General features: G+C 71.6%; 15 protein-coding genes and 1 pseudogene. 8 read left to right on the top strand and 8 right to left on the bottom strand.

All coding sequences use genetic code 11. The annotated features are described in order from the left end of the window. Window positions 1-329: 329 nt before the first annotated feature. Window positions 330-1,655 (top strand): PP2C family protein-serine/threonine phosphatase, encoded by a 1,326-nt coding sequence (locus ACF08W_RS04485; RefSeq protein WP_392278395.1) that lies wholly within the window; start codon window positions 330-332, stop codon window positions 1,653-1,655. Window positions 1,656-1,710: 55 nt separating this feature from the next. Here the strand turns inward: ACF08W_RS04485 and ACF08W_RS04480 are convergent, their stop codons facing one another. From ACF08W_RS04480 to ACF08W_RS04465, 4 genes and pseudogenes are all read right to left on the bottom strand, one after another. Further along, on the bottom strand, window positions 1,711-2,046 hold the full coding sequence (locus ACF08W_RS04480) for a DUF2516 family protein (RefSeq protein ID WP_352278999.1): 336 nt from the start codon (window positions 2,044-2,046) through the stop codon (window positions 1,711-1,713). Window positions 2,047-2,176: 130 nt separating this feature from the next. Further along, window positions 2,177-2,815, bottom strand: a complete 639-nt coding sequence (locus ACF08W_RS04475) for a hypothetical protein (RefSeq protein ID WP_392278394.1) — start codon at window positions 2,813-2,815, stop codon at window positions 2,177-2,179. A gap of 171 nt (window positions 2,816-2,986) precedes the next feature. Further along, entirely contained in the window at window positions 2,987-3,412 is a 426-nt protein-coding gene (locus ACF08W_RS04470) for a helix-turn-helix transcriptional regulator (RefSeq protein WP_352278995.1), read from the bottom strand. 353 nt (window positions 3,413-3,765) lie between these two features. Next, a pseudogene (locus tag ACF08W_RS04465) lies at window positions 3,766-3,945 on the bottom strand (hypothetical protein); the annotation flags it as partial. 127 nt (window positions 3,946-4,072) lie between these two features. On the opposite strand from ACF08W_RS04465, the gene ACF08W_RS04460 reads away from it, so the two are divergent. Continuing rightward, window positions 4,073-4,261, top strand: coding sequence for a hypothetical protein (locus ACF08W_RS04460; RefSeq protein ID WP_392278393.1), 189 nt, complete (start codon window positions 4,073-4,075; stop codon window positions 4,259-4,261). Between the two features lie 103 nt (window positions 4,262-4,364). Here the strand turns inward: ACF08W_RS04460 and ACF08W_RS04455 are convergent, their stop codons facing one another. Together ACF08W_RS04455 and ACF08W_RS04450 are read right to left on the bottom strand one after the other, a co-directional pair. After that, a complete protein-coding gene (locus tag ACF08W_RS04455; protein WP_392278392.1) occupies window positions 4,365-5,498 on the bottom strand; it encodes a CU044_5270 family protein in 1,134 nt (377 codons plus the stop codon). Next, window positions 5,495-6,115 (bottom strand): RNA polymerase sigma factor, encoded by a 621-nt coding sequence (locus tag ACF08W_RS04450; RefSeq protein ID WP_392278391.1) that lies wholly within the window; start codon window positions 6,113-6,115, stop codon window positions 5,495-5,497. The genes ACF08W_RS04455 and ACF08W_RS04450 overlap by 4 nt, the downstream gene beginning before the upstream one ends. Before the next feature lie 274 nt (window positions 6,116-6,389). Here ACF08W_RS04450 and ACF08W_RS04445 point away from each other — a divergent pair, with 274 nt between their 5' ends. From ACF08W_RS04445 to ACF08W_RS04435, 3 genes are all read left to right on the top strand, one after another. Further along, a complete protein-coding gene (locus tag ACF08W_RS04445) occupies window positions 6,390-6,986 on the top strand; it encodes a nucleotidyltransferase family protein (RefSeq protein WP_392278390.1) in 597 nt (198 codons plus the stop codon). A 449-nt stretch (window positions 6,987-7,435) separates the two neighbouring features. Beyond that, window positions 7,436-7,732 carry a hypothetical protein gene (locus ACF08W_RS04440; RefSeq protein WP_352279055.1) on the top strand — a complete coding sequence of 99 codons (297 nt, stop codon included), beginning with the start codon at window positions 7,436-7,438 and terminating at the stop codon, window positions 7,730-7,732. Window positions 7,733-8,160: 428 nt separating this feature from the next. Next, window positions 8,161-9,993: a CocE/NonD family hydrolase gene (locus tag ACF08W_RS04435; protein WP_392278389.1), complete on the top strand. Its 1,833-nt coding sequence runs from the start codon at window positions 8,161-8,163 to the stop codon at window positions 9,991-9,993. Window positions 9,994-10,283: 290 nt separating this feature from the next. Here ACF08W_RS04435 and ACF08W_RS04430 read toward each other — a convergent pair whose 3' ends face one another. Then, entirely contained in the window at window positions 10,284-10,712 is a 429-nt protein-coding gene (locus tag ACF08W_RS04430) for an ester cyclase (protein WP_352278989.1), read from the bottom strand. 94 nt (window positions 10,713-10,806) lie between these two features. Here ACF08W_RS04430 and ACF08W_RS04425 point away from each other — a divergent pair, with 94 nt between their 5' ends. Continuing rightward, a complete protein-coding gene (locus tag ACF08W_RS04425; RefSeq protein WP_385215533.1) occupies window positions 10,807-11,679 on the top strand; it encodes an alpha/beta fold hydrolase in 873 nt (290 codons plus the stop codon). 48 nt (window positions 11,680-11,727) lie between these two features. Here ACF08W_RS04425 and ACF08W_RS04420 read toward each other — a convergent pair whose 3' ends face one another. Then, on the bottom strand, window positions 11,728-12,417 hold the full coding sequence (locus tag ACF08W_RS04420) for a VOC family protein (RefSeq protein WP_392278388.1): 690 nt from the start codon (window positions 12,415-12,417) through the stop codon (window positions 11,728-11,730). 123 nt (window positions 12,418-12,540) lie between these two features. On the opposite strand from ACF08W_RS04420, the gene ACF08W_RS04415 reads away from it, so the two are divergent. Both ACF08W_RS04415 and ACF08W_RS04410 read left to right on the top strand, forming a co-directional pair. Next, complete coding sequence (locus ACF08W_RS04415) at window positions 12,541-13,308, top strand: N-acyl homoserine lactonase family protein (protein ID WP_392278387.1); 768 nt, start codon at window positions 12,541-12,543, stop codon at window positions 13,306-13,308. Window positions 13,309-13,390: 82 nt separating this feature from the next. After that, window positions 13,391-14,500: a MerR family transcriptional regulator gene (locus ACF08W_RS04410; RefSeq protein WP_392278386.1), complete on the top strand. Its 1,110-nt coding sequence runs from the start codon at window positions 13,391-13,393 to the stop codon at window positions 14,498-14,500. The last annotated feature ends 97 nt before the right edge of the window (window positions 14,501-14,597 follow it).

Below are 14,597 nucleotides of genomic sequence, written 5' to 3'. Positions count from 1 at the left end.
CCGGGTTTCTCCTGCCCGATGGTCCGGCCGGCCGCCGGGCTCGGGATGGCCGTCCCGTCCGCCGCTCGGGCACCACTCGGGCACCGCCGGTGCCCCGGAACGCCCTCCGGCCGTTCCGCGTGACCTTTGTCATGCCCGGGCGGCAGCCTGATTACCGGTTCGGCGCGCCGGATCCGTGACCTGACGCGGCTTATGCCGGTGCATATGCCCGAGGCGGGGCCCGGGACGCCATTCCGTTCACCCGGCATGGACCGCTATCGTCCCCGTCTGGCAGTTCGTCGATCGTCGTTCCGCCGTGCCCTCGGGGGGAGGGAAGGAAAACCGAGCCGATGCCCGTATCCGTACCGCAGCAGGACACCGACACCGCTGCGGAGGCCTCCCACGACGCCGTCCTCACCCTCCTGGTGATCGAGGACGACCCGGCGGGCACCTTCACCGTCCCCGAGCTTCCGGCCGTGGCCGGTACGCGGGTGCGCGTCCGCACCGCCCGCAACCTGACCGAGGCGGGCCGGCTCCTCACCGACGACGTCGACTGCATACTGCTGGACCTCGCCCTGCCCGCCGGAAGCGAGACCCGGACCGCCAAGAACCGCGACACGACGGAAGCGGGAACGGAAACGGCGGCGGAGGCGGTGCCGGAAGCGGACCACCGGCTCGCCGTCCTCGAGTACGTGGTGCGGATCGCCCCGCGCCACGCCGTCCTGGCCCTCACCGCCGAGAACGACACCGAGCTGGCCGCCGCGGCCGTACGGGTCGGCGCCCAGGACTACCTCTGCCGCGACGAGCTGGACGGGCGGCTGCTCAGCCGCGCCATCCGCTACGCCGTCGAGCGCAAGCGCGCCGACGTCGCCCAGCGCAGGCTCACCGAATCGACGCTGCGCGCCCAGGAGAACGCCCGCCTGGAACGCGGCCTGCTGCCCACCCCGCTGCTCGACGGCTCCGACCTGCGCTTCGCGGCCCGCTACCGCCCCGGCCGCAGCCGCGCCCTGCTCGGCGGTGACTTCTACGACACCGTCCGCACCCCGGACGGCACCGTCCACGTGATGATCGGCGACGTCTGCGGCCACGGCCCCGACGAGGCGGCGCTGGGCGTGGAACTGCGCATCGCATGGCGGGCGTTGACCCTGGCCGGACTCTGCGGCGACGAACTGCTCACCACCCTTCAACAGGTTCTGGAGCACGAGCGGGAGAGCGAGGAGATCTTCGCGACGCTCTGCACCGTCGACATCGCCCCCGACGGCCGCCACGCCGGACTCTGCCTGGCCGGTCACCCGGCCCCCCTGCTCGCCCGGCACGGGCAGACCGCGCAGCTCCTCCCGTACGAGGACGGCGGCCCGGCCCTGGGGCTGCTCCCGCACGCCCGCTGGCCCCGCCGTCAGGTGGAGCTGGGCAGCGGCTGGAGTCTGATGCTGTACACGGACGGGCTGATCGAGGGGCGGGTCGGGTCGGACGGGGCCCAGCGGCTGGGCCAGGACGGCATGGTCGAGATGATCAACCAGCAGCTCGCGGACGGGCTGACCGGCGAGGACCTCCTGGAGGCCGCGGTCGCCCGGGTCCGGGAGCTGAACGGCGGCGAGCTGACCGACGACGTCGCGGTCCTCCTGCTCGGCCACGACCTGGAGAACGCGCACCGCCCGGCCGCCGTCGCCCCGTGACCGGGGCGGTTCGGCGACCGGGCGGGGCCCGATGGCTGCTGCTGCGGCCGCCCGCTCAGCGACCGCCGTTGTACGGGCCGTACGGGCCGTCGCTGCTGGAACCGCCGCCCCGACCGCGCCCGCCCGTGACCGCCTGGAGCGCGGGCCGCACGTCCACCAGGAAGACGATGGAGGCGACCAGCCCCGCGAGCTGGAGGAAGAGCATCGGCACGAAGAGGTTCACGGCGACGGTGATGCCGAGGATGACCAGCCAGAACGACTTCTTCTGCTTGTCCGCCGCACGGTAGGCGTCCTCCCGCGCCATCGACGCCATGATCAGCGCGACCACGGCAAGCACCAGCATGAGCAGGAAGAGCAGCCCGACGAATGTGCTGAATCCGGTGAGCAACATGGTGTGTACCGCCTAGTGAGTGGATGAGCGCCTCAACGCCAAGGTACCCGGGACAGCGGGCCGGACACCCGGATGGATTCCCGGGCCGTCGTCCGCCGCCCGTCGCGGCCGCGTGCCGAGTGCCTGTCGGCTACTTCTCCTTCGCGCTCGGCGGAGTGGCCTTCTTCGCGGCGGGCTTGCGCACGGGCGCCTTCCTGGCGGGCGTGGCCGGCTTGGGCCCGGCCTTCGCCTCGGGAGCCGGCTTGGCGGCGGGCGCGGGCTTGGCGGCGGGCGCCGGGCCGGGCTTCGCGGCGCCCGTCCGGGTGCCGGACTCCTTGCGCGGCTCGACGACGACGGCGATCTCGACGGCCTCCTCGGCCACCTCGCCACGCCAGTGCCGTACGGTCCGCTCGCCGCGCTCGGCGACCTTCTCGTACGTCTCTCGGGCCCGCACCGCGTACTCCGCGGCCACGCCCAGACTCCGCAGCGCGAGGTCCTGCGCGTTCTCCCCGAGCTTGCGCAGGTCGCTGTCGAAGGCGCCGATCACCTCGTTGACCTTGGCCTGCACGGTGGCCTGCGCCTCCTTGGCCTGCGTGGTCACCTTCTCCTGCACGGCCTTGGGGTCGGTGTTGCGTACGGCCTCGATGCGCTCGGGCGCCTCGGCACGCAACTGGTCGAGCAGCGCCGGGACCTTGCGCGCCTGCTCGACGGCGAGATCGGCCGTACCGGCGGCGAAGTAGAGGGGGGTCGGGTCGGTGAGGGTCTTGCGCAGGTCATCGGTGATGGCCATGACTGTGGTCCTCCCGGATCATCGGGCTCGGTGCGAGGGTTCTCAGAAGTTCAGAGACTTTGGAGCTCTGGGCTTCTGGAGTTCTGTGGCTATGGAGTTCTGGAGTCGGGGGAATCGAAGGGCGCTGAGGATGCGTCGGCCGGGCCGAACGGCACCCGCGGCACCACCCGGCTACGAGGGCTCGGCAGGCCCCGCGGCCGCTTCGGCACCGGCGTCCGGTCCCGGCTCGTCGTCGGTCCGGGGACCGGACTCGAAACCGTTCTCCCTGCGGAAGGAGTCATAGATCTGCAGCAGAACGCTCTTCTGCCGCTCGTTTATCGACGGATCGGCGAGAATCACCGCCCGCGTCTCCAGCTCCTCCCGCTCCCGCTCGTCCAGAATCCCGGCCCGTACGTAAAGGGTCTCGGCGGAGATCCGCAGCGCCTTGGCGACCTGCTGCAGCACCTCGGCGCTCGGCTTGCGCAGCCCGCGCTCGATCTGGCTGAGGTAGGGATTGGACACCCCGGCGGCGTCGGCGAGCTGCCGCAACGACAGCTGCGCGTTGCGCCGCTGCTCGCGCAGGTACTCCCCGAGATTGCCGACGTTGAGTGATGCCATGCCCCGATGGTGCACCCCTCTTGCTAACTATTGCAAGCAGACGCTTGCAAAAGTGCGCCACACCACTCCCCCGGCCGATTGTGACTCGCAGCGATAGTTGACACTTCTCAGCAGCGGTTGGCACAGGAGGTCAGCCCATCCGCTGGCGATGATGTGACGACCCGGAGCGTTACGGGGCCTCTCGGCAAGATAGGGCCAGAACCCCGCTAGGCACGGGTGGCCTCCAGACTCCGCACCCGTAGATCTCGGGACGGGCCCGGAGGGCATCCAGATGCCGGGGCTCGGGCTGTTCCTCGTCTGTCTCCTGCTGAACCGCAGGCCGCAGCGGCTCATCTCGCCACCTTCGTGGGCCGGACAGGCAGACGGCTGTTGGCGTTCTGGTACTGGACGGACGTGATGTCGTCGCCGCCCAGGTCCATGTCGAAGCCCGCGTCGCGGAGCGCGCGGATCTTCTCCTCCTCCTTCACCCTGGTCTCGATGAAGTTCTCGATGTCGGGGTGGTCGACGTCGAAGATGACCATCTTGGCCCTGCGCTCGCATAGCTACGGCGAAGTGACAAGTAGCTCTCTGTAGCCGATGCGACGGCGTGTTGTCCCGGGTTTCGGTGTTCCCGGCCCGGCCCGGTCGGTCGTCGACATCTTGATCACGTCGGATTGGTCGATGCAGAAGGGAAGGGCCCTGGTCGTGCGGCAGGAGTGGGAGCCGAAGGAGCTGATCTCCGTCTGGACGCCGCTTGAAGAGGACATGGGGCGGCTGCGGAACAAGTCCGGGGCGAACCGCCTCGGGTTCGCGCTGCTGCTGAAGTGTTGCGGCCGGTCGGTTGTGCGGTTCGGAAGGAGCGTCACGTGAGTGTTCCCGGGCAGGTCTGTGGTCTGTTGAGGAAGAACCGGTCCCGGTGCCCGCCTGCCACTTTGCTGGGCGGGCGGGCGGGCACCGGGACCGGTGTCGAAGGTCAGGTGGCTGAACCAGGAGAAGGCTTCTGGCCGGCCTTGTCGACGACGGCGCGTTCGGTCACGGCGGTGCTGACGAGGATGCGTCCGGCTTTGCCACCGGCGCTGTCGTCGTTGACGAGGACGGTCCGCTCGCCGAGGTAGGTGAGCTTGTCCTTGTCGAAGATCCATTCGGTGCGCTGGTTGCCGTGGACCTGGCTGACGGCCACGCCGTGCCGGCCGGACGCGTCCACGGCGTCGTCCACGACGTTCACCCCGGGGATCTTGGCCGCGGCCTTGTAGAGCGCCGCCCCGATCTGCGGGGGCATCAGGGACTCGCGCAGCGCGTCGCCGATCGTCTGGAACGCTTCCTGGTCGGGGTTGAGGTTCTTGTCCACGCCGATGTTCTGGGCGTAGACGGCTGACAGCAGGGCGTCGGGGTCGGTGGGCAGGGAGGCCAGGTACGTGTAGGTGGGCAACTGGAGGGAGGGCTCGGTGTTCTTGCCGAGGTTGACGCCTCCCTCACCGGGCCGGAAGGCCGGGCTGAGGGGCTCGGCGAGGAGACCGTCGCGGCTGCCGTTGACGGAGAACCATGCCTGTCGGGGGCGGGTGGTCCCGGTGCCGTCGTCGTTGTACTGGGCCTTGGCGCCGTCGCCGTCGGCGCCGATCTTCTTGCTCGCGCCGTAGACCTGGCTGGCGATGTAGATGTACTGGTCGTCACGGACCTGCGGGGCAGGGGTGCTGGCGGCGACGGCGGCGATGCGGGTCAGCAGCTGGACGGCCTGGGGTGACGCGCCGCCGGGCCCGCGCTCGCTGACCGAGCCGCCCGGAGCACTGCCCGCCTGGGGGACCGTGGTCGGGGCATGGGAACCGACGGCGGTCACCGCGATGACCGCAGCCATCGCCCCCGCGGCCAGCGACGCCCCGAGGACCAGTCGGCGCCGGGGACGGCCGGGGGCGGCCGCGTCGACCAAGCGCCGGCGCAGTCCGCCTGGCTGGTGGGAGGTGTGGGTGGTGTCCTGGTCGATCTGTCGCATGAGGAGTTCCTTGTGGTGGAGGTGGCGGCCCGGCGGCAGGTCCCGTTCGGCCGGGGCCGGCAGCAGCCGGGCCGTCTCCTCGCGCTCGGCCTGTGCGGGCCGGTACGGGGTGGCGTTCACCGGGTTCCCTCCTGGATGGACAGGGCCGCGAACGCGGCCTCACTCTCTACCTCTCCGCACCCCGGGCGCGGTTCCCGCTCTTCTTCGGCCAGTTGCCGGTCGGTCAGGTCCCGCAGCCTGACCCGGGCGCGCGACAGGCGTGAGCGCACAGTGCCCACCGGTACCCCCAGCGCGTCAGCGGCCTGCTGGTAGTCCAACCCCGACCACACGCACAGCACCAGCACCTCCCTCTCCTGACGGCGCAGGCCCCGCACCGCCCGGTGAACCGCGTCCAGGCGACGGGCGTCGTCGATCCGCCCGGCCGCCTCGTCCGCGAAGTCCTCCACCGGCTCCGGGGCGGGCACCCGGGCCAGGAAGGCGAAACGCCGACGGACACCGCGTCTGGCGTTGTGCGCCTTGTTCGTCGCGATCCCCAGCAGCCACGGCCGCAGCGATCCCCCCTTCTCTCCGACCTTCTCCCTCGTCCGCCAGGCGTCCAGGAACGTCGCCGACATGACGTCCTCGGCCACCGACCAGTCGCCGGTCAGCCGGAAGGCATGGTTGTACACCGCCTTCGCATACTGCTCATAGAGCTCGCCGAACGCCTCGCGATCGCCCGCGCGTATCCGCTCCCGCATCCCATCTCCTCACTCACGCCCGCACCGGGCCGTATCACCTTCTCTCTCCGCACACCCAGCAGGGTTCCCAGAACGGCACCAAGAAGAATTCCGGGCATGAGCGTGCCACTTGAACCCGCAGCTCCCTGATGCCAACTATCGCGAGCAGTCACACCGAGCGCACCGGAGCGCGCGTTCCGGAACACGCGTTCCTGACCGCTCCCCTCTCGGGCTGGGGTGCCTGCCGACGGCCGACGCGCCTTGCGGGAGCGGGCGTTCGTGATAGGGAGTACGGATGTTTGGCCGACTCCCGCTCGTTGAGCAGCTCGATGGCTTGCGGTCCGTGCTCTCCCGGAACGAGGTCCTGACCGACGTGCTGACCAGGGCAGCGACGCTGGAACTGCCGGGCTGGTACGTGACGGCGGGATGCCTGTTCCAGACGGTGTGGAACGTGGTCACCGACAGGCCCCCGACCAACGGCATCAAGGACTACGACCTCTTCTACTTCGATGGCACCGACCTGTCCTGGGAGGCGGAGGACGCCGTGATCAAGGCAGGACGGGAGCTGTTCGCCGGGCTGCCGGCCGAGGTGGAGATCCGCAACGAGGCCCGTGTGCACCTCTGGTACGAGCAGAAGTTCGGCGTGCCCTGTCCGCCGTACGAGTCCACCGAGGCGGCGATCGACTCGTTCGCCGCGACGACGTGCTGTCTGGGGGTGCGGCTGGACCTCAACGGCGAGTGGCGCGTCTACGCGCCCCACGGGCTCTCCGACGTGTTCAACCTCGTGGTCCGGCCCAACCCGGTCCTTGCCCCGCAGGAGGTCTATGAGGCCAAAGCGGCGCGCTGGAAGGGCGAGTGGCCGGAGCTCACCGTGCTGCCGTGGCCGAACTGACGCGCGGGGCGTCGGAGGTGGGCGCTGGGAGCGCGGTCGGCAAGTCGGCCCGAGCACTGGCGCGTTGTCGCGCCGGGGGGAGCGCTGGGGCGTCGGCGTCTTCGTCAACCTGGCCGCCGGTTGCGTCACCGTGTTGACCGGCGACGGTGACTTCGTGGCCGCCTGCCGTCCGTCCCGTCGGGCCCTGCCCCGGCGTTCCGGGGGACCGAGAGCACCGAGTTCCGGGCGAGGGTCATGGCGGGCCTCTGACCTGCCGTAACGGATCGGGGCGGCTGCGACGCAACCGTTGGCGGGGGACTTCCTCCCCATCGGCGACTTCTGCCGTAAACGAAGGTCTTCCGGGGCATTCCACCTTCGGCCTCCGTGTGAAGCGGTAGTCGAAGTCCCAGCGGGCGCCGGCCTGTTGGAGGCCCTGCGCGGCCGTTCAGTGAAAGGCGGAAACCGTGAGCATGACCCAGACCGGCAAGCTCCAGTTGAGCTCGTCCAGTGCCGTGGCGTTGAAGGGCGGAGACACCTCGACGTTCACCCAGGTCACCTTCCCCTCGCCCTTTCCGAGCGGCTCGACGGTCATCGTCGTTCCGTTCGTGCAGACCTTCGCGGGACCGGACACGCCGGGCCTGCGGATCGCCGATGTCACCCTCACCGGCTTCAAGATCCGCATGAACGAGCTGGCGGGCAGCGGCAAGGCGCTCTCGGACGGAACGCACACGTCCGAGACGGTCGGTTGGATCGCCAGCACCGTCTGAGCGACCGACGCCGCTGACGCTGCCGGCCTTCCGCCCGCCGCGCTTCCCTGGGGCCGGAGGCGTCAGGCCCGTCGCTGCGGGGCGGCGCGGCAGCGCGGGCGGTGCGCGGCCTCCCGAAAGGCCGCCGCGCACCGCTCGAAGCCGGTCTTCAGCCAACAGCGGCTGATGACACGCCTGATCGGCTCTCGCCACTGACGGACAGCCCGACAAGTCGGCGACATCGTCGCGCTCCATCCGGTGGGTGTGCCCGGACCGGGGCGCGTCCACCGGTCGCGAGGTTCTCCATCCGATCGAGTGCGGTGGGCCGCCCTTCCGTTTCGGTGGGTGTGCGCCTGTCCATGATCCGCCTGGCGCCCGGCGGGCGTCCCAGTCGCCCGGACGCGGAGGAAGTCCTGGTCGGCCGGCCCTCAGAAGGAACGGAGCGGTTCATGACCACCGAAGGCGGAGCACCTCTCGCATCGGTCACCGAGGCGACCCTCGCGGACATCGCGGCCAACGGCATCTGGCGCGGCGCGAGCCTCGACATCAACCCGTCGGTGCTCGCCGTCGCCCGCGCCCTGCTCGCGGCCCTCCAGGGCACGGCCCCGGCCGGGACGCTCCCCGAGGAGCTGCAAAAGCTGGTGGCGCAGGTCCTGCGGAATGCCGGGGTCACCTTCCCGCGCATCGCTGTGACGGACGAGATCGGCCTCTCCGCGATCGCGATCAAGCAGAAGACCTCGGAGCCGCGCCCGGTCGTGATCATGCCCGCCGGCTGGAACCCGTACGGCTGGATGCCGTTCATGGTCGGCTACCTCTCCCTGGCGGCGCGCGGCTACCACGTGCTGGCGTACACGCCCCGCGGGTTCGGTGAGACGGGCGGGCCGTTCACGTCCGACGGGTTCATCGGTGTCGCCGGGCCGGACGACTGGGCGGACGGGTCGAAGGTGATCGACCACGCGGAGGAGCTGTTCACACCGAGCAAGGTCGGGTTCCTGGGCCTGTCCTACGGCTCCGGGATCAGCCAGCTGGTCGCCGCGCACGACGAGAAGAACCGGGTCGCCGCCGTGGTCGCGCTGAGCACCTGGGGCAACCTGGCCACCAGTCTCTACGACAACGGCACCCGGCACGAGCAGGCCGTGAAGCTGCTCATCAACTTCACCGGGGCCAAGGAAGGCGAGGAGAAGGAGAAGTTCGACGACGCGACGTGGCGCATCCTCCAGAACTTCCAGGACGGGGAGAACATGGAGGAGGTGGTGGAGTGGGGCACCGTGCGGTCCCCGGAGTCCTACGTGGATGCCACCAACGCCCGGTCCATTCCGACCTTCTACTCGAACACCTGGCACGAGAGCCTGTTCCCCGCCGGTGAGGCGATCGCGACCTTCGAGAAGCTCACCGTTCCCAAGCATCTGAACCTGTGGATCGGCGACCACGGCGCCCCGGAGGGCGTCGGCATCACCGGCTTCCCGAGCGGTACCCCGTTCTGGGGCTACCTCAAGCCGATGACGGAGGCGTACGCCTGGCTCGACCACTACCTGCTCGGGAAGAGCGGCGACGTGGCGGACTGGCCGGTGGTCCGCAGCCAGGTCATGTTCACCTACACGACCAGGCCGAACGGCATCGGCGGTGGTGACCGGATCGAGAAGGAGGCCGAACGCGAGTCGTTCTCCTCCTGGTCCGAGGCCACCACCGACACCGAGACCTGGTACCTGAGCGGCACCAACGGGGACGGCGACGGCACGCTGTCCGACAAGCCGTCCGCGGACTGGAGCCGGGCGTTCACCGCCGGGGGCGAGACCGCCGCCAAGGCCATGGACGACATCATGGAGACCGGGCAGAAGGAGTGGTTCGGCAACCCCAAGTCCTACGACGCGGCCGGCTTCGACCGCGACCGGCTCCTGGTCTGGTCCACCGAGGAACTGGCGGGCGGACGTCGCATCCGGGGCGCCGCCAAGCTCAGGCTCACCGCCCGTGTCGAGGAGGGCGACACCGCGACCCTGGTCGCCTACCTCTTCGACGTGGCCCCGGACGGCACCGCCCGGATCATCACCCACGAACCCCTCACCGTCACGGATCTGACGCCCGGCACGGACCGGAACGTCGACTGGACGCTCCAGCCCGCCGCCTACGACCTCGCCGACGGCCACCGGCTCGCCCTGGTCGTCAACGGCCACGACTGGCTCTACTCCCCCACCCTCGAGGAGGGCGAAACCCCCACCACCGTCACCACCACCGTCTCTTCCCCGACCGGCCAGGAAGCCGCCCTGGAACTGCCGCTCGGCTGACGACACCCCGGCCCCGACCGGGTACCGAAGGGCCATGGACGACGTGGGGGTCGGCGGGGAGCGGGACAGCACCTTGCTCCCGGGCCGGCCCCCCTCCCGCCATCGCGGGCGGCCGCGGCGATCCGGTCAGGCGCGGCGTCCGGCCGCCTTCGCCTCGCCGTCCCTCGCCCTAGAGGTCGGTTGTGCGTCATGGGCGGGAGTCAACGGCATCGGCGCGCCCTCGGCGGTCCGTTCGCCGGGGGCGCGGCGCCCCGGCGGGGCCCGTACGGTGCTTGCGGAACGGGACGGGGTCAGTCCCCGGTGGCCGCCCGCCGCAGTTGGGTGGCGGTTCCCTGCCGGTCGATCTGGATCCAGTACTCGACGATGAGCCCGTCCTCGACGCGGTAGACCGCGCTGGTCATCGTCGTGATCCGCGCGCCGGTCGGCGCATGGCCGCCCACCGGGCCGACGTGGCGCCCGTCCTGCGTCCACCGGGCGTAGACCCGGTCCCCTTCGGCGATGAGCTCGTCCACGGTCAGCGTGAAGGGGCCGTACGCGTCGAGCATCTCCTGGACGTGCTCGGTGTACTGCCGCGGCGTCCGCTCCACGACCTCCGGCGCCTCGGAGGCGACCTGGTGGGCCCGGACCAGGCCGGCCATGAAGTGCCCGGCCCGCTCGGGGTGCAGCCCCGAGCGCACCTGGAGGAGGAACTGGCGGACGGTGTCCTTGGCATTGTTCATGGGACAAGTCTGGCATCCCGCGCAGACACTCCCCGGTCCGCATATCCCGGGCCTCCGAACTTGCCCTGGGGACCGCCCCGTTGGAGGCTGAGGCATGCGTAATCAGCCGACCTTCGTCCTTGTCCACGGAGCCTTCGCGAACTCGTTCTCGTTCGCGCCCCTCCAGGCCGAACTGGCCCTGCTCGGGCACCGTTCGGCCGCCGTCGACCTTCCTGGGCACGGATTCGGGGCGACCTTCCCCGTGGCCTACCAGGCGCCCCAGGACCTCGCCGCGCTCGCCTCGGAACCGGGGAGCATCAAGGGGGTCACCCTCGCCGACAACGCCGCCCGCGTGATCGAGACCCTCGAACGGGCCCGGCGGAACGGGCCCACCGTCCTCGTCTCCCACAGCAGGGGCGGCATCACGGCCACCGCCGTCGCCAACGCCCGGCCCGACCTGGTCGACCGGATCGTCTACGTCGCCTCCTGGTGCCCCGTCGAACTGGACGTGGCGGGCTACTACACCCAGCCGGAGATGGCGACCGTCGACCCGGCCGCCCTCCTCCCCACCATCGTCGGGAACCCGGCCGAACTCGGCCTGCTGCGGACCAACTTCCGCACCGCCGACCCGGCGGCGCTCGCCGCGTTCAAGCGGGCCTTCGCCGCCGATCTGACCGATGACGAGTTCCGGACCGTTCTGAACACCTTCCAGCCCGACGAGAACCTCGACGCCGGTACGCCCGCCGACCGGGCCCGGGCCGAGACCTGGGGGCGGATCCCCCGGACCTATGTGCGGCTGGCCGCCGACGCCGGCGTTCCGCCCGCCGTCCAGGACCGCATGATCCGCGAGGCCGACGCGCTCACCCCCGACAACCCCTTCGACGTGCGGACGCTCGAAGGGAGCCACCTGCGCTGGCTCGTCCACCCGAAGCCCGCCGCCGAACTGCTCGCGGGCCTCGCGGACTCCCCGGGTCTCACGGCGAGCTGACCGGTACGGCGCGCTGACCGGTACGCCGCGCAGGGCGGGCGGCGCGGCTCACGGGGCGGACGGTCCGGCGGTCTCCCAGACGAATCCGTCCGGGTCGGTGAACGGGGCGCCGGTCGAGCCGCCGAGGGCGATGCGGTGCGAGCCGGTGCCCTCGGCGGGGACGCCCAGGTCCTTGGCCAGACCGCCGCGCTTGTACAGGGCCAGCTTGACGGGGTCGGACTCCTCGGCGACGAACTCCGCGTACTTGCCGCCGAAGCTCTTGGCCACCGTCAGGCCCAGGTCGGCGTAGAACCGGCGGCTCGCCCTGACGTCCTCGACGCCGAGCAGGAGGACGAGCTCGTCGATCCGGCGGGTCGCCGGGCCGGTGTCCTTCTTCGCCGAGGTCGCGATCTTCCAGATCGTGCCGTCCGGGGCGCGCACGACACCGCCGTAGCCCCACATCGACTTCGTCGCGGGCTTCAGCACCGTGGCCCCCGCGCCCACCGCGTCGGCGACGAATCCGTCGACGGTGGCCGGGCCGGACACCGTGAGGGCCAGGGTGAAGCCGCGGAACCCGGTGGAGTCCGGATCGGACGTGCCGGACGTGCCGGACGTACCGGATGCACCGGACGCCCGCAGCCGGATCCGCGACTCCACGCCGAAGGCGGTGTAGAAGCGGCGGGCGGCCTCGGGGTCGGCCACCTCAAGAGTGACGGAGGTGACGGACGTGACGGACGCGGGGGAAGTGGTGGTTGCCATGGATCCCACGTTAGGGAGGACCGGGTGGCGGGGGCTTCTCGATTCCTGATCGGTTCTCCCTCCGGCCCGGTCCGGAGGCCGAACTCCGCCGGGCCCCCGCCCTCGGCCTGTCAGGATGGCCGTATGGCGGACACAGGGAAGTCGACCGTGGGGACCATGGCGGTGCGCCGCCTCGATCTGGGCTACTTCGTCCGGCCCGCCGAGGAGGTCGGCGGGCCGCAGCCCAGGGTCGAGCCCGTCCTCGCCTACCTGGTGCGCCACGAGCGCGGACTGCTCCTCTTCGACACCGGCATCGGCGACGCGGACCCCGGGACCGAGGCGCACTACCGGCCCCGGCGGCGGCCCCTGCGGGACGCGCTCGCGGCGGCCGGGACCGACCCGGCGGACATCTCCCTGGTCGTCAACTGCCACCTGCACTTCGACCACTGCGGCGGCAACCCCCTGCTGGCCGGCCGCACCGTCCTGGTCCAGGACGTCGAGCTGGCCGCCGCCCGCCGGGGCGGCCACACCTTCGAGGAGCTGGTCGACTTCCCCGGCGCGCGGTACGAGGAGCTCTCCGGCGAGGCGGAGGTCTGGCCCGGGGTCCACATCGTCCCGACGCCCGGACACACCGAGGGGCATCAGTCGCTGGTCCTGCGCCGGAACGACGGCACCGTGGTCCTCGCCGGTCAGGCGCACGACTTCGCCTCCGAGTTCGCCTCCGGCCAACTGGCCCGGCAGGCCGCCCTCCAGGACGTGTCCCCGCCGCTCCCCCCGTACCCGCCCTGGCTGGACCGGCTCGCCGACTTCGACCCGCGGCGGGTGCTGTTCGCCCACGACTGCTCGGTCTGGGAACCCGCGGAAGGGCGGCCCGGCGACAGCCCGCACGGCGCGCCCCCGGCATGGGCGTGAGACCGCTGGTTGACCTTGCCCCTGGGGGAGCCCGCAGCATCGGTGGGGCCGGGCGCCGCGCCCGGCGCGAGGAGGGACCGGCATGGGCCTGTTGACCATCGGGGCGTTCGCGAAGGCGTCCCGGCTGTCGCCGAAGGCCCTGCGGCTCTACGACGAACTCGGACTGCTGACCCCCGCCCGGGTCGACCCCGTGACCGGCTACCGCCACTACGCGCCCGAGCAGTTGGAGCAGGCTCGGCTGGTCGCCTGGCTGCGGCGGATCGGGATGCCGCTGGCAAGGATCCGGCGGGTCTGCGCGCTGGAGCCGGAACCGGCCGCCCAGGAGATCCGCTCGTTCTGGGCCGGCGTCGAGGCCGACACCGCCGCACGGCGCGATCTGGCCGCCTTCCTCGTCGACCATCTGTCACGGAAGGACCCCGCCATGACCGCGACCACCGCACCGCTGGAGATCCGTTACGCCGCCCTCTCCGACACCGGGCTCGTCCGCGAGCACAACCAGGACACCGCGTACGCCGGTTCCCGGCTGCTCGCCGTCGCCGACGGCTTCGGCGGTACGGGAGCCCCCGCGAGCGCCGCCGCCGTCGACGCGCTCAGGCGGCTCGAAACCGGCGGCGTCCCGGCGGGCGGCCTGCTCGACGCCCTCCAGGACGCGGTCGAGCAGGCCGCGCGGGCCGTACAGGACGTCACCGGAACCGGTACGGACCCGGACGCGGACACCGCCTCCGGGGCGGAGGCCGGGACCGGGACCGGCGCCGGGACCACGCTCACCGCGATGCTCTGGACCGGATCGCAGCTCGCCCTCGTCCACATCGGCGACTCCCGCGCCTACCTCCTGCGCGACGACGAGCTGTTCCGGATCACCGACGACCACACCCTGGTGCAGTCCCTCGTCGACGAGGGCCGCCTCACCCCGGAGGAGGCCGCCTCCTCCCCGCAGCGCTCGCTGCTCCGGCGCGCCCTGGGCCGGGGCGCCGACGGCACCCCCGATCTGCGCCTCCAGGACGCCCGCCCCGGCGACCGGTACCTGCTCTGCTCGGACGGCCTGTCCACCGTCGTACCGTCCGACGCGATCCACCGGACCCTCGCCGGTACGCCGGAGCCGGAACGGGCCGTCCGCGCGCTCGTCGGCCTCGCCAACGCGTCCGGCGGGCCCGACAACGTGAGCTGCGTGGTCGCCGACGTCGTGGGCTGACCGGCCCGCGCCACGAACCCGTACGGGGCCGGACCCGCACCGGCCCGGCCCCGTACGCAAACGGAGGCGACGATTCGGCCCGGGTGAGCGATGCTGC

It is taken from the genome of Streptomyces sp. NPDC015144 (genome assembly GCF_043079735.1).
In the GTDB taxonomy this organism is placed as follows: Bacteria; Actinomycetota; Actinomycetes; order Streptomycetales; family Streptomycetaceae; genus Streptomyces.
Note: the sequence above shows the minus strand (reverse complement) of the source record. Positions and strands in the feature narration are given on the sequence as shown.